The 24,889-nt window shown below is 73.8% G+C and carries 25 protein-coding genes; 4 read left to right on the forward strand and 21 right to left on the reverse strand.

Features of this window, described 5'->3' with window-relative positions:
• Positions 1-23 precede the first annotated feature (23 nt).
• Entirely contained in the window at positions 24-1,568 is a 1,545-nt protein-coding gene (locus ACFVFQ_RS33105) for an AMP-binding protein (protein WP_383423219.1), read from the forward strand.
• Positions 1,569-1,593: 25 nt separating this feature from the next.
• Here ACFVFQ_RS33105 and ACFVFQ_RS33110 read toward each other — a convergent pair whose 3' ends face one another.
• Together ACFVFQ_RS33110 and ligD are read right to left on the reverse strand one after the other, a co-directional pair.
• Complete coding sequence (locus ACFVFQ_RS33110; protein WP_383423221.1) at positions 1,594-1,905, reverse strand: hypothetical protein; 312 nt, start codon at positions 1,903-1,905, stop codon at positions 1,594-1,596.
• 168 nt (positions 1,906-2,073) lie between these two features.
• Complete coding sequence (gene ligD, locus ACFVFQ_RS33115) at positions 2,074-3,087, reverse strand: non-homologous end-joining DNA ligase (RefSeq protein WP_383423223.1); 1,014 nt, start codon at positions 3,085-3,087, stop codon at positions 2,074-2,076.
• Between the two features lie 86 nt (positions 3,088-3,173).
• On the opposite strand from ligD, the gene ACFVFQ_RS33120 reads away from it, so the two are divergent.
• Positions 3,174-4,235 (forward strand): ATP-dependent DNA ligase, encoded by a 1,062-nt coding sequence (locus tag ACFVFQ_RS33120; RefSeq protein WP_383423225.1) that lies wholly within the window; start codon positions 3,174-3,176, stop codon positions 4,233-4,235.
• Between the two features lie 15 nt (positions 4,236-4,250).
• Here ACFVFQ_RS33120 and ACFVFQ_RS33125 read toward each other — a convergent pair whose 3' ends face one another.
• The 4 genes from ACFVFQ_RS33125 to ACFVFQ_RS33140 all read right to left on the reverse strand — a co-directional run bounded on the left by ACFVFQ_RS33125 (position 4,251) and on the right by ACFVFQ_RS33140 (position 8,705).
• A complete protein-coding gene (locus ACFVFQ_RS33125) occupies positions 4,251-5,228 on the reverse strand; it encodes an MASE1 domain-containing protein (protein ID WP_383423287.1) in 978 nt (325 codons plus the stop codon).
• Positions 5,229-5,292: 64 nt separating this feature from the next.
• Positions 5,293-6,120, reverse strand: coding sequence for a PP2C family protein-serine/threonine phosphatase (locus ACFVFQ_RS33130; protein ID WP_383423228.1), 828 nt, complete (start codon positions 6,118-6,120; stop codon positions 5,293-5,295).
• A gap of 94 nt (positions 6,121-6,214) precedes the next feature.
• Positions 6,215-7,774: an APC family permease gene (locus ACFVFQ_RS33135; RefSeq protein WP_383423289.1), complete on the reverse strand. Its 1,560-nt coding sequence runs from the start codon at positions 7,772-7,774 to the stop codon at positions 6,215-6,217.
• 190 nt (positions 7,775-7,964) lie between these two features.
• Entirely contained in the window at positions 7,965-8,705 is a 741-nt protein-coding gene (locus ACFVFQ_RS33140) for an ArsR/SmtB family transcription factor (RefSeq protein WP_383423230.1), read from the reverse strand.
• 121 nt (positions 8,706-8,826) lie between these two features.
• On the opposite strand from ACFVFQ_RS33140, the gene ACFVFQ_RS33145 reads away from it, so the two are divergent.
• Positions 8,827-10,233 carry an MFS transporter gene (locus ACFVFQ_RS33145; RefSeq protein ID WP_383423232.1) on the forward strand — a complete coding sequence of 469 codons (1,407 nt, stop codon included), beginning with the start codon at positions 8,827-8,829 and terminating at the stop codon, positions 10,231-10,233.
• A 277-nt stretch (positions 10,234-10,510) separates the two neighbouring features.
• On the opposite strand, the gene ACFVFQ_RS33150 is transcribed toward ACFVFQ_RS33145, so the two are convergent.
• Both ACFVFQ_RS33150 and ACFVFQ_RS33155 read right to left on the reverse strand, forming a co-directional pair.
• Positions 10,511-10,765, reverse strand: a complete 255-nt coding sequence (locus ACFVFQ_RS33150; protein ID WP_383423234.1) for a hypothetical protein — start codon at positions 10,763-10,765, stop codon at positions 10,511-10,513.
• Positions 10,766-10,920: 155 nt separating this feature from the next.
• Complete coding sequence (locus tag ACFVFQ_RS33155) at positions 10,921-11,157, reverse strand: acyl-CoA carboxylase subunit epsilon (RefSeq protein WP_383423236.1); 237 nt, start codon at positions 11,155-11,157, stop codon at positions 10,921-10,923.
• Positions 11,158-11,354: 197 nt separating this feature from the next.
• On the opposite strand from ACFVFQ_RS33155, the gene efeB reads away from it, so the two are divergent.
• Positions 11,355-12,632: an iron uptake transporter deferrochelatase/peroxidase subunit gene (gene efeB, locus ACFVFQ_RS33160; protein ID WP_383423238.1), complete on the forward strand. Its 1,278-nt coding sequence runs from the start codon at positions 11,355-11,357 to the stop codon at positions 12,630-12,632.
• A gap of 148 nt (positions 12,633-12,780) precedes the next feature.
• Here the strand turns inward: efeB and hypE are convergent, their stop codons facing one another.
• The 13 genes from hypE to ACFVFQ_RS33225 form a co-directional block, all read right to left on the reverse strand.
• Positions 12,781-13,887, reverse strand: coding sequence for a hydrogenase expression/formation protein HypE (hypE, locus tag ACFVFQ_RS33165; protein ID WP_383423240.1), 1,107 nt, complete (start codon positions 13,885-13,887; stop codon positions 12,781-12,783).
• Entirely contained in the window at positions 13,880-15,004 is a 1,125-nt protein-coding gene (hypD, locus tag ACFVFQ_RS33170) for a hydrogenase formation protein HypD (protein ID WP_383423242.1), read from the reverse strand. The genes hypE and hypD overlap by 8 nt, the downstream gene beginning before the upstream one ends.
• Positions 15,001-15,300, reverse strand: coding sequence for a HypC/HybG/HupF family hydrogenase formation chaperone (locus ACFVFQ_RS33175; RefSeq protein ID WP_383423244.1), 300 nt, complete (start codon positions 15,298-15,300; stop codon positions 15,001-15,003). Before ACFVFQ_RS33175 ends, hypD begins: the two co-directional genes overlap by 4 nt.
• A 44-nt stretch (positions 15,301-15,344) precedes the next feature.
• Positions 15,345-17,840, reverse strand: coding sequence for a carbamoyltransferase HypF (gene hypF / locus ACFVFQ_RS33180; RefSeq protein WP_383423246.1), 2,496 nt, complete (start codon positions 17,838-17,840; stop codon positions 15,345-15,347).
• On the reverse strand, positions 17,837-18,595 hold the full coding sequence (gene hypB / locus ACFVFQ_RS33185; RefSeq protein WP_383423248.1) for a hydrogenase nickel incorporation protein HypB: 759 nt from the start codon (positions 18,593-18,595) through the stop codon (positions 17,837-17,839). Before hypB ends, hypF begins: the two co-directional genes overlap by 4 nt.
• Positions 18,596-18,599: 4 nt before the next feature.
• Entirely contained in the window at positions 18,600-18,980 is a 381-nt protein-coding gene (locus ACFVFQ_RS33190) for a hydrogenase maturation nickel metallochaperone HypA (RefSeq protein ID WP_383423250.1), read from the reverse strand.
• Between the two features lie 137 nt (positions 18,981-19,117).
• Positions 19,118-19,219: a DUF6893 family small protein gene (locus ACFVFQ_RS33195; RefSeq protein WP_383423252.1), complete on the reverse strand. Its 102-nt coding sequence runs from the start codon at positions 19,217-19,219 to the stop codon at positions 19,118-19,120.
• Complete coding sequence (locus ACFVFQ_RS33200; protein WP_383423254.1) at positions 19,213-19,761, reverse strand: hydrogenase maturation protease; 549 nt, start codon at positions 19,759-19,761, stop codon at positions 19,213-19,215. The genes ACFVFQ_RS33195 and ACFVFQ_RS33200 overlap by 7 nt, the downstream gene beginning before the upstream one ends.
• A 62-nt stretch (positions 19,762-19,823) precedes the next feature.
• A complete protein-coding gene (locus tag ACFVFQ_RS33205; protein ID WP_383423256.1) occupies positions 19,824-21,218 on the reverse strand; it encodes a hypothetical protein in 1,395 nt (464 codons plus the stop codon).
• Positions 21,215-21,907 (reverse strand): DUF6084 family protein, encoded by a 693-nt coding sequence (locus ACFVFQ_RS33210; RefSeq protein WP_383423258.1) that lies wholly within the window; start codon positions 21,905-21,907, stop codon positions 21,215-21,217. Before ACFVFQ_RS33210 ends, ACFVFQ_RS33205 begins: the two co-directional genes overlap by 4 nt.
• Complete coding sequence (locus tag ACFVFQ_RS33215; protein WP_383423261.1) at positions 21,904-22,548, reverse strand: DUF5947 family protein; 645 nt, start codon at positions 22,546-22,548, stop codon at positions 21,904-21,906. The genes ACFVFQ_RS33210 and ACFVFQ_RS33215 overlap by 4 nt, the downstream gene beginning before the upstream one ends.
• Complete coding sequence (locus ACFVFQ_RS33220; protein WP_383423263.1) at positions 22,545-23,090, reverse strand: hypothetical protein; 546 nt, start codon at positions 23,088-23,090, stop codon at positions 22,545-22,547. The genes ACFVFQ_RS33215 and ACFVFQ_RS33220 overlap by 4 nt, the downstream gene beginning before the upstream one ends.
• Complete coding sequence (locus tag ACFVFQ_RS33225; RefSeq protein WP_383423265.1) at positions 23,087-24,868, reverse strand: nickel-dependent hydrogenase large subunit; 1,782 nt, start codon at positions 24,866-24,868, stop codon at positions 23,087-23,089. Before ACFVFQ_RS33225 ends, ACFVFQ_RS33220 begins: the two co-directional genes overlap by 4 nt.
• Positions 24,869-24,889 lie beyond the last annotated feature (21 nt).

Raw genomic sequence — 24,889 nt, forward strand, 5'->3', positions numbered from 1 at the left:
CCGGGGTCAGGAGGAAGCCCCCGATGGCCATATCCGACCACCCGTTCCGCATATACGTAGAGGAGAACCTCGATGCCCTTAACCGCGACCCGGACAGCGAGGTCCTGGTCCATCAGGGCCGCCGGGTCACCGCCGGCGAGTTCCGCTCCCTGGTCCTGCGGATGGCCCGCGCCCTGCGCGACCGCGGCGTCGGCCGCGACACCACCGTCACCCTGCTGAGCGGCAACCTCCCCGAGACGGTCGCCGCCCGCTACGCCGCCAACCTCGTCGGCGCCCGGATCAACCACCTCTACAACAAGCTCTCCGCCGACTCCCAGGCCGCAATCGTCCGCGACGTCGAGACCCGCGCCCTGATCGTCGACCCGCGCCTCGCCGAACGGGCCGCGGAACTGGTCGAGTTGGCGCCCGTCCCGGATGTGCTGGTGCTCGGCCCGGCCAAGCTGGGCACGGACCTGCTGGAGCTGGCGGCCGGCCAGAGCGACGAGCCGCTCGCCGCCGCATCGCGCCCCGACGACATCTGCACCATCCGCCACACCGGCGGCACCACCGGCCACCCGAAGGGCATCTGCACCACCTTCGAGCAGGCGCGCTGGTTCAGCGGCGCCCTCCGGGAGTTCGAGGACGTCAAGCACCGCCAGCTGGTGTGCACCACCCTCGCCCACGCGGCCGGCTACATGGCCGACACCACCCTGCGCTCCGGCGGCACCGTCGTCCTCCTCGACGACTTCGACGCCGAGGAGGCGCTGGCCACCATCGAGCGCGAGCGGATCACCGCGATGTTCCTCCTGCCGCCGCTGCTCTACCAGTTGATGGACCACCCCAACCGCCCGACGACCGACACCTCCAGCCTCCGCATGATCACCTACGGCGGCTGCCAGGCGTCCCCGGCCCGACTGGCCGACGCGGTGCGGACGTTCGGCCCGGTGCTGGTGCAGGGCTACGGCCAGAACGAGGCCGGCGGCATCAGCGTGCTCAGCGCGGAGGACCACGACCCCGAGCGCCCCGACCGGCTGCGCTCGGCCGGCAAGGTGCTCGACGACGTCGAGGTGGCGATCCGGGACGAGTCCGGCCGCGATCTGCCGCCCGGCGAGCACGGCGAGGTCTGTGTCCGCTCCACCATGATCATGCAGGGTTACTGGAAGCAGCCCGAGCTGACCGCCGAGGTCCTTAGGGACGGCTGGCTGCACACCGGCGACGTCGGATTCCTGGACGACGAGGGCTACTTGACCATCGTCGACCGGATCAAGGACATGATCGTGGTGGTCGGCGGCCACGTCTACACCACCGAGCTGGAGGACCTCCTCAACTCCCACCCGGAGGTGCTGCAAAGCGCCGTCTACGGCGTCCGCGACGCCGACCGGATGGAGCGGGTACACGCGACGGTGGTCCGCACCCCCGGCAGCGACCTCGACGCCGAGCGACTGTGCACCATGGTGCGCGAGGCCCGCGGCACGATGTACGAGCCGGCCCGGATCACCTTCGTCGACGCGCTGCCCCTCACCGACGTCGGCAAGCCCGACAAGAAGGAACTCCGGCGCCGCGCCGAGGAGTCGGGCGCCGCGGTCTGACCCCGGCCCGCCGGGCTACTGCCGGTCAGAGCCAGAAGCCGAAGAGGTGGCGGAAGAGGTGTCCGAGGCCGAAGAGCCCGAACTCACGGCCCTCGTCGCCGCGCCGGCCCTCGCGGCCTTCACGACCCTCACGGCCCTCGTGGCCGAAGCCGAAGTGGTGGTGGTGCCGGCACTCGTGGTGACGGTGGTTGCGGCCGTGGTCGCCGCTACGACCGTGGTCGCCGCTCACGGCGACGGTCTGGCTCTGAGGGGCGGCCGAGGCCATACCAGCGGCCGGAACGACGGTGGCGGCGGCGATAGCCGCGGCGGCCAGGGAGCGGCCTATGAACTTACGCATTGCGTTTCTCCTGGTTGGCAGGAAATCGGACACGTGATGGGTACCTCGCACCGTCCGTTTCCTCGCAGACACGGCGTGCATCCACTCCAACGGCCCCCACAATTGCTCCGATCGCCACACTCCCGGGCCCCCGAAAGGCGACCGGACGGGGCTGCGGGCTACGGGCGTTCAGTGCTTCCGGGCCCGGCTCGGCTGCACCCGGGCCGGTTCGCCCGGCATCTTCGGATGGTCCGGCGGATACGGCAGATCGCCCAGGCCCTCGTCGGCGGCGTACCGGTCGGCCAGCTCCAGCAGCGGCTCCAGGCCGAAGGCGTGCTCGGCCATGTCCGCGTGCACGTCGCCCAGTTCGGCGTACCGGGGCGGGACGGTCCGCAGGTCGAAGTCCTCGGGCTCGGCGGCGGAGAGCTCCGCCCAGCGCAGCGGGGTGGAGACCGTCGCCCGCGGGCGGGCGCGCAGCGAGTAGGGCGAGGCGATGGTGCGGTCACGGGCCATCTGGTTGTAGTCCACGAACACCTTGCTGCCGCGCTCCTCCTTCCACCAGGCGGCGGTCACCCGCTGCGGCAGCCGGCGCTCCAGCGTCCGGGCCACGGCGATCGCGGCCCGTCTGACCTCGGTGAACGTCCAGTGCGGCCGGATCGGCACATAGACGTGCACCCCGCGGCCTCCGGAGGTCTTGGGCCAGCCGCGCAGCCCGTGCTCGGTCAGCAGCGCGCGCAGCTCGTGGGCGACCGCGACGGCGTCGGCGAAGCCGGTGCCGGGCTGCGGGTCGAGGTCGATCCGCAGCTCGTCGGGGTGGTCGGTGTCCGTGCGGCGGACCGGCCAGGGGTGGAACGTCAGGCACCCGAGGTTGGCGGCCCAGATCACGGCGGCGGGCTCGCTGGGACACATCTCGTCCGCGAACCGCCCGCTGGGGAAGGTGATGCGGGCGGTGGGCAGCCAGTCCGGCAGCCCTTTGGGCGCCCGCTTCTGGTAGAAGAACTCGCCCTCGACGCCGTCGGGGAACCGCTGCATGGTCGTCGGCCGGTCCCGCAGCCCGCGCAGCACGCCGTCGGCCACCGCCAGGTAGTAGTGGACAACGTCCAACTTGGTGAAGCCGCGCTCCGGGTAGTACGTCTTGTCCGGGTTCGACACCCGCACCGTGCGTCCCGCGACGTCCACTTCCACAGCTCGGGCTCCGGCCATGCCTCCACGCTAGATTCCGCCGCACGCCCCCGCGCGCCGGCCGTCCCGGCGGGCGGGAACGGCCCACGGCTCGCAGGATCGGGGGCATGGACCTGCCCGTGATGCCCCCGGTCTCCCCCATGCTCGCCAAGCCGGTCACCGAGATCCCCGCCGGCATGCAGTACGAGGCCAAGTGGGACGGCTTCCGCGTCATCGTGTTCCGGGACGGTGACGAGGTCGAGATCGCCAGCCGCACCACCAAGTCGCTCAGCCGCTACTTCCCCGAGGTGCTCGACGCGGCGCGGGCCGAACTGCCGCCGCGCTGCGTGCTCGACGGCGAGATCGTCATCGCGCACGACGGCCGGCTGCACTTCGAGGAGTTGCTGGAGCGCATCCACCCGGCCGACTCCCGGGTGCGGACCCTCGCCGCCCGCACGCCGGCGTCGCTCGTCGCCTTCGACCTGCTGGCGCTGGACGACGCCGACCTGCTCGGCGAGGCGCAGGCGGTCCGCCGGGAGGTGTTGGTCGAGGCGCTGCGTTCGGCCCGGGCACCGGTGCACACCGCGCCCGCCACCACCGAACTGGAGCTGGCCCGGCGGTGGTTCGCGCGGTTCGAGGGCGCCGGGCTGGACGGGGTGATCGCCAAGCCGTTGGACCTGCCGTACCGGCCCGGTGACCGGGCGATGTTCAAGGTCAAGCACGCCCGGACCGCGGACTGCGTGGTCGCGGGCTACCGCGAGCACAAGAGCGGCCCAGTGGTCGGCTCGCTGCTGCTGGGGCTGCACGACGCCGCCGGCCACCTCCAACACGTCGGGGTCTGCGCCTCGTTCCCGATGGCCAGGCGGCGGGCGCTGGTCGAGGAGTTGGCGCCGCTGCGGATGGCCGACGCCACCGGCCACCCCTGGGGCGACTGGGCCGACGAGGCGGCGCACGAGGCCCGTCGGATGCCGGGCGGCCCGAGCCGATGGAGCGGTGGGAAGGACCTGTCGTGGGTGCCGCTGCGCCCGGAGCGGGTGTGCGAGGTGGGCTACGACCACATGGAGGGCGACCGCTTCCGGCACACCACGCAGTTCCGCCGCTGGCGGCCCGACCGCACGCCGGAGAGCTGCACCTATGCCCAATTGGAGGAGCCGGTCGGCTACGACCTGGGCGAGCTGTTGGGCGAGTGAGGGGGCGGCGGCCGGTCACTGCTCCGGCGGCCAGCTACGCCGGCTCTCCCCCGGCGCCAGCCGGTCCACCACCTCGGCGAGCTCCCGGCACGCCTGCTCGACCCGCCGCCGGATGGCGTTCTGCTCGGTGACGATCGCCGAGAGCAGCAGCGCGGTGAGGGCCGCGGAGGCGTTCAGGGCCTGAAGGTTGACCATGGTCTCCAGCAGGCTCCGGCCGGTGAAGGGGCCGTACCCACCGGTGGCCGCGGTGATCGCACAGACCGACATCACCAACACGCAGGGCGCCGCGCCGATCAGTTGGAACCGCAGCGCCGCCCACACGATCACCGGGAAGACCAGGAACAGCAGGGACAGCGAGGAACGGGTGACCACCAGCGAGACCGCCACCACGGTCACCAGGAGCATGGCCGCCTCGGCCCAGCGGTAGAGGGGGAGGTGCCGGGGCCACCGGAAGGTTCGGATGGCCAGCAGCAGCGGGGTGACCACGAGGACCCCCATCGCATCGCCCGCCCACCAGGACGCCCAGGTGCGCCAGAAGTCCCCCGTGGGCAGCGCCCCGGTCAGCACCTGGGTGCCGCTGCCCAGCGTCGCGCTGATCACCATCGCGGCGAACGCGCCCAGCGCCACCAGGGCCACCCCGTCGCGCAGCCGGTCCAGTTCGGTGCGGAAGCCGACCCGGCGCAGCATCAGACAGGCGCACACCGGGGCGAGGGTGTTGCCGGCGATCACGCCGATGCCGGCGGGGTCGAGGTGGGTGAGCGTGGAGATGACCAGGAAGGTGCCGAGTGCGATGCCCGGCCACATCCGCAGGCCCATCAGCAACAGGCAGCTCAGCGCGATGCCGGTGGGCGGCCACAGGGGGGTGACCACCGCCCCCGCGACCACCACCTGTTCCAGCAGACCGACCTTCGCGGCTCCGTAGTAGACGGCGGCGAGCGCGAGGTTCCCCAGGGCTACCGGTGCCAGCCGACGGATCTCCCCGGTGCGCACCACGCCTGCCATCAGACAACGTCGGTGGCCGGGCCCCGGCCGCGACACGCGCTCACGGCTGCCGGCTTCACCCCCGTCGGTCCGCGTCGTAGCGCAGCACGATCACCGCGGCGTCGTCGGTGTGCCCGGTCAGTTCGGCGACGCACAGCACCGCGTCGGCGACCTCGGCCGGGTCGTCCCCGGCCTTCGCGCCGACCAGCCGGGCCACCTCCGCCAGTCCGGCGTCGATGGGGAACGACGGGCCCTCGATCACCCCGTCGGTGAGCAGCACGAACGCGCCCGCCGTGGCCAGCCGCCGGCGGGTGACCGGGTAGTGCTGCCCGGGCAGCACGCCGAGCGGGATGCCCCCGGGGTCCTCGGCCAGTCCGTACCGGCGGTCGGTGGTGGCCCAGACCGCGGGGACGTGCCCGGCACGGGCGCTGGTCAGCTCCCAGGACACCGGGTCGAAGCGGACGAAGGTGCAGGTCGCGAAGAGTTCGGAGTCGATGGACAGGAGCAGGTCGTTGGCCCGGCTGAGCACCTCGCCGGGGTCGGGCGCGTGGGCGGCGACGGCCCGCAGCCCGATCCGGATCTGCCCCATGAACGCGGCCGCCTCGACGTCGTGGCCCTGCACATCGCCGACGGAGAAGGCGAGCGAGCCGTCCGGGAGGGCGAAGCCGTCGTACCAGTCGCCCCCGATGGCGAGGCCGTGTCGGGCCGGGACGTAACTGGCGGCGGTGCGCAGACCGGGGAGCTCGGGGAGGGTGGCCGGCAGCATCTCCCGTTGGAGGACCTCGGCCAGCTCCACCCTGGCCCGCTGGAGTTCCGCGCCCTCCCGCGCCTGGGCGGTCAGCCGGCCGAGCGTGCTCAGCAGATCGTCGGCGCTCGCCGACCGCGGGGGACGACGCCGAAGCATGGCCCCATCATATTTCCGGGGTCCGGCATCCGCTCCGCGGCGACCGGGCGCCCCGGAGGCTCCCGCCGGGGCGCGACGGGCCCGAGCTGCGGGCTCAGGCGGCGGCCCGCCGCACGGCCGTCAGGTGGCCGACGCCGGACCGCACCGCCCAGTAGAAGACCGCCAGCGCGACGGCGGCCACGGTGAGCGAGTCGTAGGGGGCGGGCAGGTGCCCGGAGCCCTTGAAGGTGCCCAGCCAGGACAATGCGGTGAGCGCGAGGAGGTAGACCACCAGCCAGGCGCCGGTGGTGAGTTCGGTCGCCAGGGGGAGGCGCGGACCGGCGCCGTCGCTCTCCGCGGCCCGGGCGCCCGGCCGCCGCATCACGAAGAAGAGCAGCAGCCCCACCAGGACCATCGGCAGCGCCAGTCGCAGGTGTTGCCAGCCCGACCAGTAGACGAACTCGCTGGACACCACGAAGCTCAGCGGCGCGATCCAGCGCAGCCCCGGCACCCACCCGGCGGTGCCGCCGCCGACCTCGGTGCGGAAGACCGCCACCGCGACCGCGGAGGCGCAGTAGATCAGCAGGTACATGTCGCCCATGACGCTGACGATGTCCTGCCAACCGCCGAACGGCAGCAGATACAGCACGATCACGACGAGATTGATCACCAGGGCGCGGCGCGGCATGCCGGAGCCCTCGTCGATCTTCATGAAGTAGCGCGGGATGGTGCCGTTCTTGGCGAGCGCGTAGGTGTGCCGGGCGTCGATGGCCACCCCGACGTACGCCGAGCCGCCGGGCGAGAGCACCGCGTCGGCGTAGAGCAGGCTGGAGAGCCAGTGGAGGTTGAGGATCAGCGCCAACTGCCCGAAGGGGGAGTCGAAGGAGACGCCCTTCCAGCCACCGCCGAGCAGGCTCTCGGGGACGGTGAAGAGATAGGCGACCTGGAGCGCCACGTACATCAGCAGGGCCAGGCCGATGCCGGCCAGGACGGCCCAGGGGAGGGTGCGGCGGGGGGTGCGGGTCTCGCCGGAGAAGTCCATCGGGGCCTGGAAGCCGTTGACGGAGTAGACGATGCCGCCGCCGGCCAGCGCGGTCAGGCAGGCGACATAGCCGTACGGGGCGAAGCCGCCGTGGTCGGTCAGGCGCCCGGAGTGCCAGCCGGAGGCGATCAGGGCGAGCACGGTGGCGACCGGTACCGCGATCTTGAAGATCGAGACCAGGGTGTTGAGGCGGGCGAAGAGGCGGACCGCGAACCAGTTCAGCGCGGTCAGCAGCACGCTGAGGCCGGCGGCCACGGCCAGTCCGGAGGCGGTGAGGGTGTGGCCGTTGTAGAGGCCGGGGACGTAGTGCGCGGTGTACTGCATGATGGCGCTGATCTCGGCGGCGGTGGCGCCGACCGAGAGCAGCACCGACCAGCCGACGAGGGTGCCGACCAGTCGCCCGTTGGCGAGCAGCGGCCAGCGGACGGTGCCGCCGCCCTCCGGCCGGGACGCCCCCAGCTCGATCATCACCAGCGCGACCAGCCCGCACAGCAGCCCCGCGCCCACCCAGGACAGCAGGGCGGCCGGCCCGGCGGTCTGCGCGGCGTACATCGCGGCGAACAGCCAGCCGGAGCCGACGATGTTGGAGAAGCCAATTCCGGTCAACCCCCAAAAGCCCAGGTCGCGCCGCAATCGGCGTTCCTGCGTCCGCACTTCGGACGCACCGTCTCCGACGGGCTCCCCCGATACCTGATGCTCCGTCACGAAAACGGCCTCCTCGACTCGCTGTCTGCGCCGGTCAGGACCCTACTCGACGTGTTCGCGCCAGCGGGAAGCCGATTGTTGCGGCAATGTGAAGCGTTCGACGGGAGGGTTTCGGGGGCTAGCCGAGCCGCTCGGGGGCGAGGCCGAAAGTTTCCGGTAGCCCCCGGCGCCCGGCGTCGGTGAGCCGGACGACCCGCCGGTACCGGCCGTTGCGCAGCCAGTCCAGCGCGAACAGCCGGGCGGTGACGGCGGCGCCGAGCGGGCCGGCGAGGTGGTGGCGGCGCTCGGCCCAGTCGACGCAGTAGCGGACCGCGGAACGGCGCCGCGGCAACCGGTCCAGGTCCACGCCGAAGGCGGTCAGCGCGCGGCGGCCCGACGGCGTCAGGACGTAGCGGACGTCGGCGGGAGCGACGCCGGTGCGCTCCTCCCCCAGGACGCCGTCGGTCAGCAGGGCCTCCATCAGGGCGACGCCGAGGCGGCCGGCGAGGTGGTCGTAGCACAGCCGGGCGCGCAGCAGGGCCCGAGCGCGGGTGTCGGCGTTCAGGGTGCGGACCGGCAACGGCCGGGCGATCTGGGCGAGTTGCTCCAGGGCGCGGGCGACGTCGGGGGTGGCGAGCCGGTAGTAACGGTGCCGGCCGTCGAGCTCGACGGTCAGCAGCCGTGCCTCCCGGAGCCTGGCCAGATGGCCGCTGAGGGTGGAGGGGCTCACCCCGGCCTCGGCCGCCAGCGCGCTGGCCGGCAGCGCACCGCCCCCGGCGAGGGCGAGCAGCACCTTGGCGCGGGACGGGTCGCCGATCGCCGCGGCGACGTGCGCCACGTCCGTCTCGGTGCGGGCTGCGGGCTCGGTGCGGGCGTCCATACCGCGACCGTACGTCGCGAACGATTCGGCAATCAGCGAAACGTCCTCGCGGCCGAGGGCCCCGCCCCGCGCCAGGAACGTTTCGCCAAGGACCGCAACGTCCCGGCCCGACACTGACCGCATGCCAACGACACCGACGCTCCCCGCCCCCTCCCCAACCCGGCCACGCACCGCCCGCCTGCCCCTGGTGGCCGTGTGCCTGGGCTACTTCCTGGTCATCCTGGACGTCACCGTCGTCACGGTGGCGCTGCCGGACCTGGGCCGCGCGCTGCACGCCGGGGTGACCGGCCTCCAGTGGACGGTGGACGGCTACACGCTGGTCTTCGCGGGGCTGTTGCTGTTCTGCGGCGGACTGGCCGACCGGTTCGGCGGGCGACGGGTGTTCCTGGCCGGACTGACGGTGTTCGCGGTGGCCTCGGCCGGCTGCGCGCTGGCACCGTCGGTGGCGATGCTGGTGCTGGCCCGGTTGGTGCAGGGCGTCGGCGCGGCCCTCCTGGTGCCCGCGTCGCTGGCGCTGCTACGGGCCGCGTACCGCGAACCGGCCGCCCGCGCCCGGGCGTTCGGCGTCTGGGGAACGGTCGCCGGGCTGGCCGCCGGGGCCGGGCCGGTGCTCGGCGGGACGCTGGTCGCCGCGTTCGGCTGGCGCGCGGTGTTCCTGGTGAACCTGCCGCCCGCACTGCTCGCCCTGGCACTGACGCTCCGTCATATCCCGTGCTCCCCCAACGGATCGGCCCGCGGCGGGCTCGACGTCCCGGCCCAGACGGCCGCCGCGGTGAGCGTCGCGGCCCTGGCCGCCGGCTGCATCGAGGCCGGCTCCCTGGGCTGGGCCCACCCCTTCGTCCTCGGCGCGTTCGCCCTCGCGCTGCTCGGCCTGGCCGCCTTCCTGCTCCTGGAACACCGCTCGCCGGCCCCGATGCTGCCGCTCACGCTCTTCCGCAGCCGCGCCTTCTCCGCCTCCGCGGCCGTCGGCGTCCTGCTCAACACCGGTTTCTACGGGCTGCTGTTCCTCGCCCCGCTCTACTTCCAACGGGTCCACCACTACAGCGCGCTGCGCACGGGCTGGGCCCTGCTGCCGGCCGTCGGCCTGATCGCGGTCGGTTCGGCGCTGGCCGGCCGGCTCACCGCGCGGACCGGACCCCGGCCGCCGATGGTGGCGGGCCTGCTCACCGGGGCGGCGGGCCTGGCCGGCTGGCTGTGCGCGGGGCCCGGGACGCCCTACGCGGCACTGGTCGGCCCGATGGCCGCCGCCGGGTTCGGCACGGCGCTGACCATGCCGGCCGCCACCGCGGCGGTGATGGAGTCCGCCCCCGGCGACCGCGGCGGCGCGGCGGCCGCGGTCTTCAACTCCGCCCGCCAGTTGGGCAGCGTCCTCGGCGTCGCCGTCTTCGGGACGCTGACCACCGGCGGTCTGCTCCCCGGACTGCACACCGCGGCACTGATCGGCGCGGCCGGCTTCCTGACCGCCGCCCTGGTCGCGGCCCGCTGGACCCCGGGCACCCACCGCACGCCACCGCGAACGGCCGCTTAGAGCCCGTCCGATGGGTCAGGTCCTGGGTCCTGTCGTCAAACTCCCGTCGTTCGCCCGGAGGGCGGGCCGGGCGGCGGTCGGTGCGTGCTCTCGGCGTGCCGGGCGGCGGCCCCTGTACTGGACGTACGGGGATCGTCGCCAGGTGCGGCGAGAGTGCGTGCCGGGCACCGCCCGGCAGGCGGGAGTTTGACGACAGGACCTAGCGGTCGCCCGTACGCCCCCAACGGCACCACAACGACGCCCCAGGACGGCCAGTTCAGCGACCGCCCCGGCTCCCTCACCCGAAGACGATCAACCCGGCCGCCACCACGGCCACCACAACCACCCCGACGACGAAGCCCGTGATCACCTTCCGCTGCCAGGGCGCGACCCAGCCGCCCCGCAGGGCGCCCCCCATCCGCCCGACCTGCTCGATCCGCCCCATCGGCGTCAGCGGCTCGGTCGTCCCCTGCGGCATCCCGCTGGTCCAGTCGGGCCCCGCCTGCGGATACCGGCGGCGCCAGCGCTCGTCCTCCCGCCACGGCAACGTCATGGACTGCTCCTCCCGTTTTTCCATACCTGCCGCCTGCCCGACGACCGGGCCGGCACACCCACCAACCCACCGGGGAACGCCCGGCCGCCCCTCAACCCCCGTCAGCCCCCCGGACGAGCCCCCGCCGGCGAAGCCCCCAACCGCCCCGCATGGACTCACCCACACAACCAACACCCCGCCCAGCACGCCGACCGGGCGCGGTGGTTGCGCAGTTGGCGCTCGGTGAGCCCGTCGTCGCGCGGCTGCGCGCGCTCACCGTCGGCGAGCGCCCGGGCCCACGCGAGCCGACCGCACAGGACGACGGCCAGCGCGGCCAACTCCTCGGGCTCGGCGCTGCCCCGGACGATGCGCAGCGACATCTCGGCGATGTCGTCCTCGGTCGGGCGGGTCACCTCGCCGACGCTAGGAGCGGACGCCGGCGACGGCGCGGGGGCCTGCGCCGTTCGGCGGCCGGGTGGCCACCCCACGCGTGATTTCGACGGGCCCCACCGTGTTGTTCCCGGGCGGCGCCGGACCGGCCGCGAGGATCGCGGCGCAAGCAGGGGCAAGGCACACCGGCGGCGCGAGCCGCAGTGGGGATGGCTGGACGATGGCAGATGAGCGGAGCGGAGACGAGCGGGGTGCCGCGCAGGACGGCGGGCGCCGGGGGTTCCTGAAGTACGCGGCCGGGGTCGCGGGGGTGGCGGCCGGCGCGGGGCTGTGCGGCGGCGAGGCAGTGGCTGTCCCGGCGCGCCGGTCGCCGTCGCCGCAGGGCCGCTCCGCGGAGGGTCGACTGCTGCCGCCGGACCGGCTCCCGTTCCACGGTCGGCACCAGGCCGGCATCGTCACCCCGCAGCAACTGTTGGCCGGTTTCGTGGCGTTCGACGTGCTGGTGCAGGACCGGGCGGAGCTGACCCGGCTGCTCAAGAAGGTCACCGAGCGGTCCCGGGTGCTGGCCGCCGGGGTGAAGCCGAAGGACGAGAAGACGGCCGCGGAGCCGCCGACCCCGGACTCGCTGAGCATCACGGTCGGCGTCGGGGCGTCCCTCTTCGACGACCGGTTCGGCCTGGCCGGGCACAAGCCGCGGCACCTGAAGGCCATGCCGGCCTTCCCCAACGACCGGCTGGACCCGGCGCGCTGCCACGGCGACCTGTCGTTGCAGGTCTGCGCGGAACACCCGGACGCGGTGGTGCACGTCCTGCGCGACCTGGGCCGGGAGACCCACGGGATGATGCGGCCACGGTGGCGCATGGACGCGTTTCTCAACCCGTCCCGGCCCTCGGGTTCGCCGCGCACCTTCATCGGCTTCAAGGACGGCATCGTCAATCCGGACACCGGCTCGGCGCGCGAGATGGACCGGCTGATCTGGGTGACGCCGGAGTGCGGGGAGCCGGACTGGGCCGAGGGCGGCAGCTATCAGGTGCTGCGGCTGATCCGGTTCCACGTCGAGTCCTGGGACCGGGTGCCGGTCGACCACCAGGAGCGGATCTTCGGCCGGCACAAGGCGAGCGGCGCGCCCCTGGGGCGCGAGCGGGAGAACGACGCGCCGGACTACGACCGCGACCCGCACGGCCGCACGATCCCCCTCGACGCACACATCCGGCTCGCCAACCCACGCACCCCACACACCGACAAGTCCCGCTTCCTGCGCCGGAGTTACAACTACGACCAGGGCTACGACCGGCGCGGGCGGATGAACCTCGGGTTGGTCTTCTGCGGCTACCAGCAGAACGTCCAGCGCCAGTTCGCCACCGTGCAGCGCAGGCTGCGGCACGAGCCGCTGTCGCGCTTCATCACCCCGGAGGGCGGCGGCTACTTCTACGTCCTGCCCGGCGTGCGGGACGAGGACGACTGGTTCGGGTCCCGGCTGATGCGCGACACCCGCTGAGCCACACCCCGACCGACGCACCCCGTGTCGCCCCGCGTCCCGCGCGGGCGGCACGGGGTGCGTCGCGATCGGCCCGGAGCGCGTGCGCACAGCGTTCGGCGGCCGGACCGTGCCGCCCGGCCGCCGAACGCCCCAACTCCTCAACGCCTCAGCAAATACGCGGCAGTTGCTCCCCGAGCGGCAGATCGACCACCCGCGTCCCACCCAGCGGAGTGCGGGCCACCACCATGCCGGGGTGGGCGGCGACCGCCTCGCCGATCACCGCGGCGCCGGCACCCAGCGGGTGGGCGCGCATCGCGTCCAGCACCGCGTCGGCGTGCTCGCGGGGGACGAACGCCACCAACTTGCCCTCGTTGGCGACGTACATGGGGTCCAGGCCGAGGATGGCGCAGGCGTTGGCGACGGCCGGCGGGACGGGGACGGCCCGCTCTTCGATGACCACGCCGGTGGCGGAGGCGGTGGCGATCTCGTTGAGCGCGGCGGCCAGCCCACCGCGGGTGGGGTCGCGCAGCACGTGCAGATCGGGGGTGACCGCCAGCATGGCCTGGACGAGCCCGCCGAGGGCCGCGCAGTCGCTCTCGATCTCGACGCCGAACTCCAGGCCCTCGCGGACGCTCATGATGGCCACGCCGTGCACCCCGATGTCGCCGCTGACGATCACCACGTCACCGGGCACCACCCGCTGCGGCCGCAGGTCGACGCCGGGCGGGATGACGCCGATGCCGGCGGTGTTGAGGTAGACGCCGTCGCCGCGGCCGGCCTCGACGACCTTGGTGTCGCCGGTGGCCACCTCCACCCCGGCGGCCCGCGCCGCGGCGCCCATCGCGTCGGCGACCCCGGCGACCACCGGCATCTCCACGCCCTCCTCCAGGATGAAGCCGCAGGAGAGGTAGGCGGCCCGGGCGCCGCTCATGGCGAGGTCGTTGACGGTGCCGTTGACGGCGAGGTCGCCGATGCTGCCGCCGGGGAAGAACAGCGGCCGGACGACGTAGGAGTCGGTGGAGAAGGCCAGCCGCTGCCCGCCGAGCGGGAAGACCGCCGAGTCGCCGAGCTGGCCGAGGAGTTCGCCGCCGAAGGCCGGCACGAAGATCTGCTGGACGAGCTCGGCGGTCAGCGCCCCGCCCCCGCCGTGCCCCATGACGACCCGCGGGGTCTCGCGCAGCGGGGCGGGGCAGGCCCAGCCGGTGATGTCGACGGTGGGCAGGTCCCGGGGGCCCGGTCCGGTGGCGGGACGGGACGAGGTGGTGTCAGACAACGGGGGTCGCCTCCAAGGGAGTCGGCGCGGCGCCGAGCCGGCGGTACAGGTAGTAGGCGGCGCAGGCGCCCTCGCTGGAGACCATGGTGGCGCCGAGCGGGGTGCGCGGGGTGCAGGTGGTGCCGAACGCCTGGCACTCGTGGGGCTTGATCAGCCCTTGCAGGACCTCGCCGCTGCGGCAGGCCGCCGGCTCGCGGGTGGCGATGCCCTCGACGGAGAAGCGGTGTTCGGCGTCGTAGCGGCGGTAGCGCTCGGAGAGCCGCCAGCCGCTGGCGGGGATGGTGCCGATGCCGCGCCAGGAGCGGTCGGCGACTTCGAAGACGTCGGCAAGCATCGCCCGGGCGGCCGGGTTGCCCTCGGGGCGGACGGCGCGCGGGTAGGCGTTGTCCACGGTGTGCTCGCCGCGCTCCAGTTGGCGGACGGTGCGGCGGATGCCCTCCAGGATGTCCAGCGGTTCGAAGCCGGTGACGACGATCGGCACCCCGAAGCGCTCGGCGAGCGCCGGGTATTCGTCGACGCCCATCACGCTGCACACATGGCCGGCGGCCAGGAAGCCCTGCACCCGGCAGCTCGGCGAGTTCATGATCGCCTCGATCGCGGGCGGGACCCGGACGTGCGAGACCAGCATGCTGAAGTTGTCCAGGCCCAGTTTGCGTGCCTGGTGGACCGCCATGGCGTTGGGCGGGGCGGTGGTCTCGAAGCCGATGCCGAAGAACACCACCTCGCGGTGCGGGTTCTGTTGGGCGACCTTCAGCGCGTCGAGCGGGGAGTAGACCACGCGGACGTCGCCGCCCTCGCTGCGCACCCGGAACAGGTCGCGGTCGGTGCCTGGGACCCGCAGCATGTCGCCGAACGAGCAGAAGATCACCTCGGGCCGGGCGGCGATCTCCAACGCCTTGTCGATGACCGCCAGTGGGGTCACGCACACCGGACACCCCGGCCCGTGGATCAACTCGACCTCCTCGGGCAGGAGTTGGTCGATGCCGTGCCGGATGATGGTGTGCGTCTGGCCGCCGCAGACCTCCATCAACGCCCAGGGCCGGGTCACCGTGCCCCGGATGTCGTCCAGCAACTTCCGGGCCAGTTCGGGGTTTTGGAACTCGTCGAGGTACTTCACTGCCGCGCCTCCTTAGCCTGCGGTCCGTCCTGTTCCGCGGCCGCCTCCCATGGATCGCCGAACTCCTCCTGAAGCAGCCCGAGTTCCTCGAAGAGCGCCAGGGTCCGGCGGGCCGACTCCTCGTCGAGCCGCTGGAGCGCGAAGCCCACGTGGACGATCGCGTACTCACCGACCGCGAGGTCCGGGACGTATTCCAGGCACACCTCCTTGACCACCCCGCCGAAGTCGACGGTGGCCATCCGGGTGCCGTCCCGATCCTCGATCTCCATCACCATGCCGGGCACCGCCAGGCACATGGGTCCTCCTCGTCGTGCGGGTGGGGGTACATACGGGCTGCGAGCTAGGCATCGCGCCTGCGGGCCGCGACCAGCAGCTGACCGAGCGCCAACCCGCCGTCGTTGGGCGGCACCAGGCGGTGCCGCAGCACGGTGAAACCGTCCTGCCGCAGCATCCGGGCGGCGGTCTCGGCCAGCAGGGTGTTGCCGAAGACGCCGCCGGTCAGCGCCACGGTCGCCAGGCCGGTGCGCTCCCGGGCCAGCCCGCAGGCGCGCCGCACGAGGCCGGCGACGGCGGCGTGGAAGCGGGCCGCGACCAGTGCCCGGCCGGCGCCGGCGCGCACGTCCTCGACGATCGCGGCGAGTACGGGGGTGGGGTCGGCGACCAGCGCGGCGGTGCCACCGGCCGGGGCGCCGGTGCGCAGTGCGAAGGTGTAGCCGGGGCCGCGGTCGTCGCCGGCGGTGCGGGCCGCGGCCTCCAGTGCCACCGCGGCCTGGGCCTCGTACCCGGCGTGGTGGCAGACCCCGGCGAGCGAGGAGACCGCGTCGAAGAGCCGGCCCATGCTGGAGGTCGGGGCACAGTTGACGTTGCGCTCCAACTGGCGTTCCAACAGAGGCAGTTCGTCGGACTGACAGGCCGTCACCGGGGGCAGGTCGGCGGTCCAGGGCAGGCCGGCGGCGCGCAGGTGGGCGAGGGCCATGCGGTAGGGGCGGCGGATGGCGGCGTCGCCGCCGGGCTGCGGGACGTAGCCGAGTTGGACGAAGCGGCGGTACCCGGCGTAGTCGGCGAGGAGGATCTCGCCGCCCCAGATCGCGCCGTCGTCGCCGTAGCCGGTGCCGTCGAAGGCGACGCCGATCACCGGCTGCCGGCCGTCCAGCCCGTGTTCGGCCATGGCGGCGGCGACGTGGGCGTGGTGGTGCTGGACCCGGACCAGCGGCCGGCCGCCGGTGTGGCGGCGGGCCCACTGGCCGGTGCGGTATCCGGGGTGCCGGTCGGTGGCGAGCAGCCGCGGCCGGACCCCGGTGATCGTCTCCAGGTGCGCGGCGGCCCGTTCGAACGCCAACTGGGTTGCCAGGTCGTCCATGTCACCGATGTGCGCGGACAGCCAGGCCCGCCGCCCCTCCCCCAGGCACAGCGCGGTCTTGAGGTCGCCGCCGGTGGCCAGCGCGGGCCGTACCGGCACCGGCAGCGGCACCGGATACGGCGCCCGGCCGCGCGAGCGCCGTACGTACAGCGGCTCACCGTCGCTGATCCGGACCACCGAGTCGTCGCACGGGACCTGGATGGCCCGGTCGTGGGCGAGCCAGGCATCCGCCAGGCGCGCCAGACGGACCAGGGCGTCCGCGTCGTCGGTGACGAGCGGTTCGCCGGAGACGTTGCCGCTGGTCATCACCAGCAGCCGGGGGCCGGGGTCGTCGCCGGGCAGGCCGAACAGCAGGTGGTGCAGTGGGGTGTAGGGCAGCATCAGCCCGAGGTCGGGGCAGCCGGGGGCGACGGCCTCGGAGACCGCGGGTGCCCCGCTCGCGGGCCCGCCGGGATGCCGGCGCAGCAGCACGATCGGCCGCACCGGCCCGGTGAGCAGCTCGCGCTCCTCCGCCCCGACTTCCACCAGCCCTTCCACATCAGTAAGTTGACGTGCCATCAGTGCGAGCGGCTTGTCCCCACGGGCCTTGCGGCGGCGCAGCTCCGTCACCGCGCGGTCGTTCGCCGCGTCGCACACCAGGTGGTAGCCGCCGAGCCCCTTGACGGCGACGATGGCGCCGTCGGCGAGCAGCCGCCGGGTGCCGGCCACCGGGTCGCCAGGGACCGCACGCGGTCGCTCCGCGGCGCCGCCCGCACCGTCCGGGCCCGCGGCCAGCAGGCGCAGTCGAGGCCCGCAGTCATGACAGGCGATCGGCTGCGCATGGAACCGCCGGTCCGTCGGGTCGGCGTACTCGGCCGCGCACCGCGGGCACATCGGGAAGCCGGCCATCGTGGTCTGGGCACGGTCGTAGGGCAGCGCGCGGACGATGGTGAACCGCGGGCCGCAGTGCGTACAGCTGATGAACGGGTGCCGGTGGCGGCGGTCGTCCGGGTCGGTCAGCTCGGCCAGGCAGGCGTCGCAGGTGGCGGCGTCCGGGGCGACCAGGGTGCGGGCCGGGCCACGGGTGCGGGAGGGGCGGATGGTGAAGCCGGTGTCGCCGGTGGGGGCGAGGTCCTCGCCGTCCACGGCCTCGACGACCGCCAGCGGCGGCGCCTGGTCGCACAGCCGCGCGGCGAACCGGTGCAGCGCCCCGGCCGGCCCCTCGACCTCGACGTCCACGCCCTCACCGGTGTTGCTCACATGCCCGGTCAGCCCCAGTTCCGTGGCGAGGCCGTGGACGAACGGGCGGAATCCGACGCCCTGCACGATGCCGCGCACGATGATCCGCCGGCGGGCGACGGCCGTAGCGGGCGCCTGGGCGGGGCGCCCGGTGCGTCCGCCGTCGTACGAGGACGGGGCGGGCGCCGGGTCCGGCGGCCCGGGGGACGGTGCGGGAGCCTGCGGAACGGTGCCGGCACCGGGCTGCCCGACGGTCATGACCGGCTCGACCCCACCGGGCCGCGGTCGCCGTCCCGGTCCTCAAGGCCGTCGTGCAGGTGGTGCGACCGGCGGGTCATCACCGGGATGTGCCCGGGACCGTTCTCCCGCGCCGCCAACGCCCGTTCCAGCAGCGTCCCGAGGCCCTCGCCGCCGCGCACCGAGGTGCGGACGACCTCGGCGCCGGGGTTGATCCGTTCCACGTTGGCGCGGAACGTCGTCTCGTCGAAGTCCACCGCAGCGGCGAGGTCGGTCTTGGTGATCAGCACCAGGTGGGCCAGCCCGAAGGCGGTGGGGTACTTCAGCGGCTTGTCCTCGCCCTCGGTCACCGAGGCCAGCACCACCCGCAGCGTCTCCCCCAGGTCGTAGGAGGCGGGGCAGACCAGGTTGCCGACGTTCTCGACGAACAGCAGCCGGGTGTCGGCGGGCAGCCAACCGTCCAGGTGCCCACCGAGCATCTCGGCCTCCAGGTGGCACAGCCCGTCGGTGAGCACCTGTTTGACGGGGACCTCGGCGCGGGCCAGGCGGACCGCGTCGTTCTCGGTGGCCAGGTCGGCGGTGAGCGCGGCGACCGGCACCCCGCGCTCCCTGGCGAGGGTCAACTCCCTCTCCAGCAGGGCGGTTTTGCCACTGCCCGGGCTGGAGAGCAGGTTGACGACCGCGGTGCCGCGGGCCGCCAGCTCTTCGCGCAGGGTGTGGGCGCAGGCGTCGTTCTTGGCGAGCACCGCCTGTTGCAGATCAAGGACACGGCACATGGGATCAGCGCTCCTCGTGCGTCGGGGTGGATACCGGGACGTCGCGCCAACTGACGTCCGCGATCCGCAGTTCGCGGCCGGACAGCAGCTCCACGGACGCCCCGCCGCACCCGGTACAGCTCAGCCGCGGCGGTCGGCCCGCCGGCCAGGTCCGCGCGCAGCGGCCGCAGCGGGCGCGGGCCGCGATCGGTTCGGTGATCAGCTCGGCGCCGGCCAGCACCGTTTCCTCGATGGCGAGTTGGAAGGAGAAGGCCAGGGCGTCGGGGACCACCCCGGCCAGTTCACCGATCTGTAGCCGGACGCTGCTGACCGCGGCGGCGCCGGCGGGCGGGATCGCGCGCTCGACCTGGTCGATGACCGCCAGCGCGATGGACATCTCGTGCATCGGTCCGTCCCTTTCGGGTGTGACGACCGGTTGCCGCTGCCCCATTAGACGGTCCCGTCCCGGGGCGCCCGGGGTGCCTCGCCGGGGCATACACCGTTCGGTGCAGCGCGCCCCGCCACCCGCGGGACCGCCGCGCCTCACATGGTGCGCATCCGCAAGTACCGCTTGATGTCGGGCAGGTTGCGCAGGGCGACGGCGAGGATGGCGGCCAGCGTGCCGCCGAGGGCGATCTTCAGCATGGGGTGGTGTTCCTCTCGATGGGGGCGGCGGGGACCGGCGCCGGCTCCGGCGCGCCGACCAGTCGCAGCACGAGCCGGACGGCCTCGTCGACGGCGGCGGCGACCGGGGCGCTCAGGCCGATCCCCTCGGCGGTGTCGGCGGGTTCGCAGCCGACGACCAGGACGCGCTCGGGGCGGCGGGCGCCGGTGCCGGCGCTGAGCGTGCCGAGCAGCGCCAGGACGGCGTCCGGGGTCATGTGGTGGGCGTCGAGCGGGGCGGCGCCGGGGCGGGCCGGGGCGTCGGCGGGGGCGGTGGCCTCCAGGAGGTAGAGCGAGCCGGGCCGGCCGCCGCGCGACGCGGCGTCCACCAGCAGCACCGAGGCGTAGCCGTCCAGCATCCGGTAGGCCAGGTCGACGCCCCGGATACCGGAGTCGACCAGGTCCACGCCGTCGGGGAGCGGGTGTTCCGCGAGCGCGCGGGCGGTCTCTACGCCGAAGCCGTCGTCGCCGAGGAAGATGTTGCCGACGCCCGCAACCAGGGTGCGGCCGGGTGGGAGAGGCACAGCGCGGCCGGGTGGGAGCGACACAGCGCGGCCGGGTGGCAGGGGTTGGATCGGGTCGCTGGTCACTCGTCCTCCAGGGGCACGACTTCGTCGGGTTGGAAGTACAGGAACCGCCCCTGTTCGCGCCGGATGTCGGCGCCCGGGTCGCCCTCGACGGTCACCGCGAGGTGCACCCCGCCGTCCACGTCGTGCAGTACGGCCTCGACGTGCGCGGTGCGGCCGTGCAGGAAGAGGTCCTGGGCGTCGGTGCGGCGCCGGCCGGGGCGCAGCGCCACCCGGCTGCCGGCGCCGATCGGGCGGCCGTCGACGGTGATGCGGTCGGTCAGCGGGTCCACGGAGCGGTCGGCGCCCGGGTCCCACCAGGGGGCGTCGGGGCGGGTCGGTTCCGGGGCCGGGTCGGGCCCGGTGGCCGCCCGCAACTCCCGTACGGCGCCGTGCAGTCGCTCCAGGACCTCGGGCGGCATCCCGTCGGCGAGGGCGATGACCTCGGCGGCCCGGGGGTCGGTGCCGCGGGCCTCGCGCTTCTCCTGGTCGGTGAGGGCCGCCGTGCGCAGGGTGAGGATCTCGTCGATCTCCAGGGCGTCGTAGAGCGCGCCGGGGCTCTCGGGGGCGATGGCCGGGTGGTCCGCCAGGATGATCGGGGCGGAGAGCACCACGTCGGCGCTGCCGGGCGGGCCGGCCAGGACCGGCCAGGTGTGCTCGTTGCGGCAGTCGGCGACCGCGCCCCGGGCCCATTCGGGCGGGTCGGTCTGGGAGAGGAACCGGCCGGCGGTCAGGCCGAGCAGGAGGTGCGCGGCGACCAGCGACCGGGGCAGCGCCGCGTCCCGGTCGTCCGCGTCCGGGCCCGGCCGCCAGTCGCTGGAGTTCGTCACGGTCGCGGTCAACTGCCGCACCGCGTACGGGCCCGCGAGCTCCCGCGCGGTCAGCCGCAGCGCCCCGCTGATCTCCGCGCGACGGCGCACCAACCGGCCCACCTGCCGCCCGTCCGCGTCGTGCACCGGCTCGGTCTCCTCGCCCGCGGGCCGGGTGAACGGGATGGTGACGCCGTCGCCCGCCAGCTCGGCCACGGGGACGTCGACCGGGCACCGCTCCTCGACGCCCTCGTCCCAGGGGACCAACACCCGGTCGGGCAGCTCCAGTTCCGGGGCGGTCTCGAACGTGCCGTCCGGGCGCAGGCGTTGGACGGTGCGGCGCTGGGCGCGCAGGAACCGCAGCTCGGCGCGGAGCCGGGCGCCGGCGCGGGGCTCCATGAGGCATTCGGTGCGCTGGTGGGAGGGTTCGGCGCCGGCGCCCCAGTGGGGCGGCACCAGGACGCCGAACTGCCAGCGCAGCCGGTTCTTGGCGGCGGACGCCCGGTAGGGGTAGAGCACATAGCCCTCGAAGAGCACGGCGTCCGCGACCTGCCGGGCGGTGGCGAACCGTTCCGCCAGGGTGTCCGTGGGCGCGGAGGTGGTCACGGTGCGGTCCTCTCGGTGGTGGGGCGGGCGACGGCGGGGAAGCCTCCGCGGGCGGGCGCGGCACCGTCCGCGGTGGCCAACAGCGCGGCGACGGTGGCCTCCCAGGACGGCAGGGCGTGCCGGGACCGGAACGCCAGCAGGGCGTCGAGGCTCTCCCGCGGCAGCCGCAGCCAACCGCAGCCGGGGAAGTGGGTGTCGGTCATCTCCCGCCACACGGCCACCGGAAGGCGGCACTCGGCCTCCTTGTGCCAGGGCACCGGCGCGACCTGGAAGCCGCCGGGACCGGCGAAGACGGTGCCGGAGAAGAGCAGCAGCAGCGGCACCTCGCCGTCCCGCAGGGCGTGCACGTAGCGGCCGGCGGCGACCTCCAGGTCGTGGCTGCACGGGACGGGCAGGTCCACCTCGGTCTCGCCCTGGAAACCGGGGACGACGAGGGAGACCTGGGCGAACTGGAGGGGCTTGAGGGTGCTGCCCCAACGGGACCGCGCGCCGAAGAGGTCGGCCAGCGCGGCGGCCTCCTCGGAGTCGTGGTCGCGCCGGGCCGGTTCGATGCGGAGCTGGCAGCGCAGCGCCAGGGCGTGCACCCGGGCCCCGTCGGCGGCGGTGATCCGCAGCCGGAAGAGGAGGGTGGGGGCGGCGGCGTAGCGGTCGGCGCGGACGCCGGTGCAGGCGAAGGACAGCTCGGTCACGGCCGCCGGCCCTCCTCCCGCGGCTCCCGGGCCCGGCCCTCGACCTCGGCGAAGAACTCCGCCAGGGCGGCCCGAGCCTCGGCCCCGCCGTCGAAGCCCCGCCACAACATCCTTAGCCGGCCGGTGAGTTCGTAGGCGCGGTCGACGGGGATCAGGTGGCAGTCGGTGCGGCCCGGGGTGCGGTGCAGCAGCAGGGCCTCCACGTCGGGGGCGAGGAGCCCGGCGAGCGAGGTGGCGTCGCGGACGGACTGCCGGGCGGCCGGGTCGAGTTCGCTCTCGGTGGCGCCGGCCGGGCTGGGGTAGAGCGCCACCATCCGACCCAGCGCGGTGTTGTCCAGCAGGAAGGCGACGCCGACGGGGATGTTCAGCCGGTCCCAGAGGGCGTCGTCGAGGCGGTGTCCGGGGTCGGCGAGGTAGCGGTCGGGGACGGTGCGGAACTGGCCGCCACCGGCGCCGGGCCGCTCGAAGAGCAGCGCGCAGGGCGGGCAGGCGCAGGCCAGCGCGCGGTTCCTGGTGTCGACCAAGTGGCGGTGCCGGTCGACGAGTTCGGCGCCGCACAGCTCGCAGCGCTCGGGCGGCGCCGGCGCCGGGGCCCGGAAGCGCCGCAGGCCGCGGTGGGCGGCGGCGGTGCGCGCGCTCACGACGCGGGGGCGGTGGTCGGCGGGCGGCGGGAGATCTGCAGCAGCGGCAACTCCGGTGCGCCGCCCGCCTCCCAGGCCACCGACGTCACCTCCGGCGCGAAGCAGGACAGCGCGCCCTCCACCGCGGACCGGTCGGCCGCGCCCCCACAGCCGCAGCCCCCGGACGTGCCCTCCCGCAGCCGCAGCGCCCCGCTCTCCGGCACGAACTGAGCGACCTCCACCGCGTCCTGGCCCCGCACGCTCGCCAACGCCCGCCCGATGCGGGCGGTGACGTCCTCCGGGTGCAGGTCGTGCAGCACCAACAGGCTGGCTACCAGCGCATCGCCCAGCAGCGCGGCCCGCGGGCCACCGGCGTCGGTGCGCCGCTCGACCAGGTGCAGGACGCGGGCCAGCCCGGCGCCGTAGAAGTCCATCAGGACGCGGACGAGTTCCTCGGCGGTCGCGGCCGTCGCGGCGTCGCCACGCTCGATGAGCCGGTCCAGCAACTCCTCGACCCGACGCCCCGTCAACTCGGCATCGATGACGGGCACTTGCGCGGTCATCCGGCCAACCCGCTCAGCCCGGTGGGAACGTGCATGGTCTCCACGGTCCGACCGCCGACGTACATGTGGACGCCGCACGGCAGACACGGGTCGAAGCTGCGCACCGCCCGCATGATGTCGATGCCCTTGAAGTTCTCCGGGGCGTTCTCCTCGAAGATCGGGGTGTTCTGCACGGCGTCCTCGTACGGGCCCGGGGTGCCGTAGGAGTCGCGGGTGCTGGCGTTCCACGGCGTCGGCGGATAGGGGTGGTAGTTGGCGATCTTCCCGTCGCGGATGACCATGTGGTGCGAGAGGACGCCGCGCACCGCCTCGGTGAAACCGCAGCCGATGGACTCGTCGGGCACCTCGAACTTCTCCCAGGTCTGGGTCCGTCCGGCGCGGACCTCCTCCAGCCCCTGCTCGGCGAAGTGCAGCGCCATGGCCGCCGCGTATGCCTGGAAGTAGGTGCGGGCCCGGTTGCGCTCCAGGGCGTTGCTCCACTTCGGGATCTGCCACTCGAAGCGGGTCTCGGGCCGGGTCATGCTGCGCGGCAGGTCGATGACGACGCTGTGGCCGGTGGCCTTGACGTAGGGGGTGTCGACGAGGCCGGAGAGGGCGGTGGACCACAGGCGGGCGATCGGGCCACCGCCGGTGTCCAGCGCCAGGTGCTCCGTGCCGTCGAACCAGCGCGGCGACATCACCCAGCTGTACTTGTCGTTGAAGTCCCGCTTCTGCGGGGCGGGGATGGTGTGTTGGTTCCAGGGGTGGCGGGCGTCGATGGGGTTGCCGAGCGGGTCGTGGGTGACGAACTTCTCCTGGCCCTCCCAGTCCTGGTAGTAGGAGCTGCCGAGGAGGATGCGGATGCCGAGGTTGATCTCGGTGAGGTCGTTGGTGACCAGCTTGCCGTCGACGACGATGCCCGGGGTGACGAACATCCGTCGGCCCCAGTCCGTCATGTTGCGGTAGGTGAAGTCGCAGTGCTCGGGGTCGTTGAGGGCGCCCCAGCAGCCGAGCAGCACCCGGCGCCGGCCAACCTCCTCGTAGCCGGGCAGCGCCTCGTAGAAGAAGTCGAAGAGGTCGTCGTGGAGCGGCACCACGCGCTTCATGAACTCGACGTAGCGCATCAACCGGCTGAGGTAGTCGGTGAAGAGCTGGACGCTGGCGACGGTGCCGACGCCGCCCGGGTAGAGCGTGGAGGGGTGCACATGGCGGCCCTCCATGAGGCAGAACATCTCCCGGGTGTAGCGGCTGACTTGGAGGGCCTCGCGGTAGAACTCGCCCTCGATGGGGTTGAGGGCGGTCATGATGTCGGCGATGGTGCGGTAGCCGTGGTCGCCGGCGTGCGGGGCCTCGGTGCGCTGGGCGAGCTCCCATACCCCGGGGTTGGTCTCGCGGACCATCTTCTCGCAGTAGTCGACCCCGACCAGGTTCTCCTGGAAGATGTTGTGGTCGAACATGTACTCCGCGGACTCGCCGAGGTTGATGATCCACTCGCCGAGGTGCGGGGGCTTGACCCCGTAGGCCATGTTCTGGGCGTAGACGGAGCAGGTCGCGTGGTTGTCGCCGCAGATCCCGCAGATCCGGCTGGTGATGAAGTGCGCGTCGCGCGGGTCCTTGCCGCGCATGAAGACGCTGTAGCCGCGGAAGACGGACGAGGTGCTGTAGCACTCGGCGACCCGCTTCTGCTTGAAGTCGATCTTGGTGTGGATGCCCAGGCTGCCCACGATCCGGGTGATGGGATCCCAGGACATCTCCGTCAGACCGCTGCCGTCACCGGCCGTCTTGGTCTTCGGTGCCATTGTCTGTGCACTGCCCTTCTT

The organism is Streptomyces sp. NPDC057743, assembly GCF_042798755.1.
Taxonomy (GTDB): Bacteria; Actinomycetota; Actinomycetes; order Streptomycetales; family Streptomycetaceae; genus Streptomyces.

Coding starts and splice junctions, on each gene's coding strand:
- ACFVFQ_RS33105 (WP_383423219.1), top strand. CDS start 24: ATGGCCATATCCGACCACCCGTTCCGCATATACGTAGAGGAGAACCTC.
- ACFVFQ_RS33110 (WP_383423221.1), bottom strand. CDS start 1,905: ATGCGTAAGTTCATAGGCCGCTCCCTGGCCGCCGCGGCTATCGCCGCC.
- ligD (WP_383423223.1), bottom strand. CDS start 3,087: ATGGCCGGAGCCCGAGCTGTGGAAGTGGACGTCGCGGGACGCACGGTG.
- ACFVFQ_RS33120 (WP_383423225.1), top strand. CDS start 3,174: ATGGACCTGCCCGTGATGCCCCCGGTCTCCCCCATGCTCGCCAAGCCG.
- ACFVFQ_RS33130 (WP_383423228.1), bottom strand. CDS start 6,120: ATGCTTCGGCGTCGTCCCCCGCGGTCGGCGAGCGCCGACGATCTGCTG.
- ACFVFQ_RS33140 (WP_383423230.1), bottom strand. CDS start 8,705: ATGGACGCCCGCACCGAGCCCGCAGCCCGCACCGAGACGGACGTGGCG.
- ACFVFQ_RS33145 (WP_383423232.1), top strand. CDS start 8,827: ATGCCAACGACACCGACGCTCCCCGCCCCCTCCCCAACCCGGCCACGC.
- ACFVFQ_RS33150 (WP_383423234.1), bottom strand. CDS start 10,765: ATGACGTTGCCGTGGCGGGAGGACGAGCGCTGGCGCCGCCGGTATCCG.
- efeB (WP_383423238.1), top strand. CDS start 11,355: ATGGCAGATGAGCGGAGCGGAGACGAGCGGGGTGCCGCGCAGGACGGC.
- ACFVFQ_RS33175 (WP_383423244.1), bottom strand. CDS start 15,300: ATGTGCCTGGCGGTGCCCGGCATGGTGATGGAGATCGAGGATCGGGAC.
- hypF (WP_383423246.1), bottom strand. CDS start 17,840: ATGACCGTCGGGCAGCCCGGTGCCGGCACCGTTCCGCAGGCTCCCGCA.
- hypB (WP_383423248.1), bottom strand. CDS start 18,595: ATGTGCCGTGTCCTTGATCTGCAACAGGCGGTGCTCGCCAAGAACGAC.
- ACFVFQ_RS33190 (WP_383423250.1), bottom strand. CDS start 18,980: ATGCACGAGATGTCCATCGCGCTGGCGGTCATCGACCAGGTCGAGCGC.
- ACFVFQ_RS33195 (WP_383423252.1), bottom strand. CDS start 19,219: ATGCTGAAGATCGCCCTCGGCGGCACGCTGGCCGCCATCCTCGCCGTC.
- ACFVFQ_RS33220 (WP_383423263.1), bottom strand. CDS start 23,090: ATGACCGCGCAAGTGCCCGTCATCGATGCCGAGTTGACGGGGCGTCGG.
- ACFVFQ_RS33225 (WP_383423265.1), bottom strand. CDS start 24,868: ATGGCACCGAAGACCAAGACGGCCGGTGACGGCAGCGGTCTGACGGAG.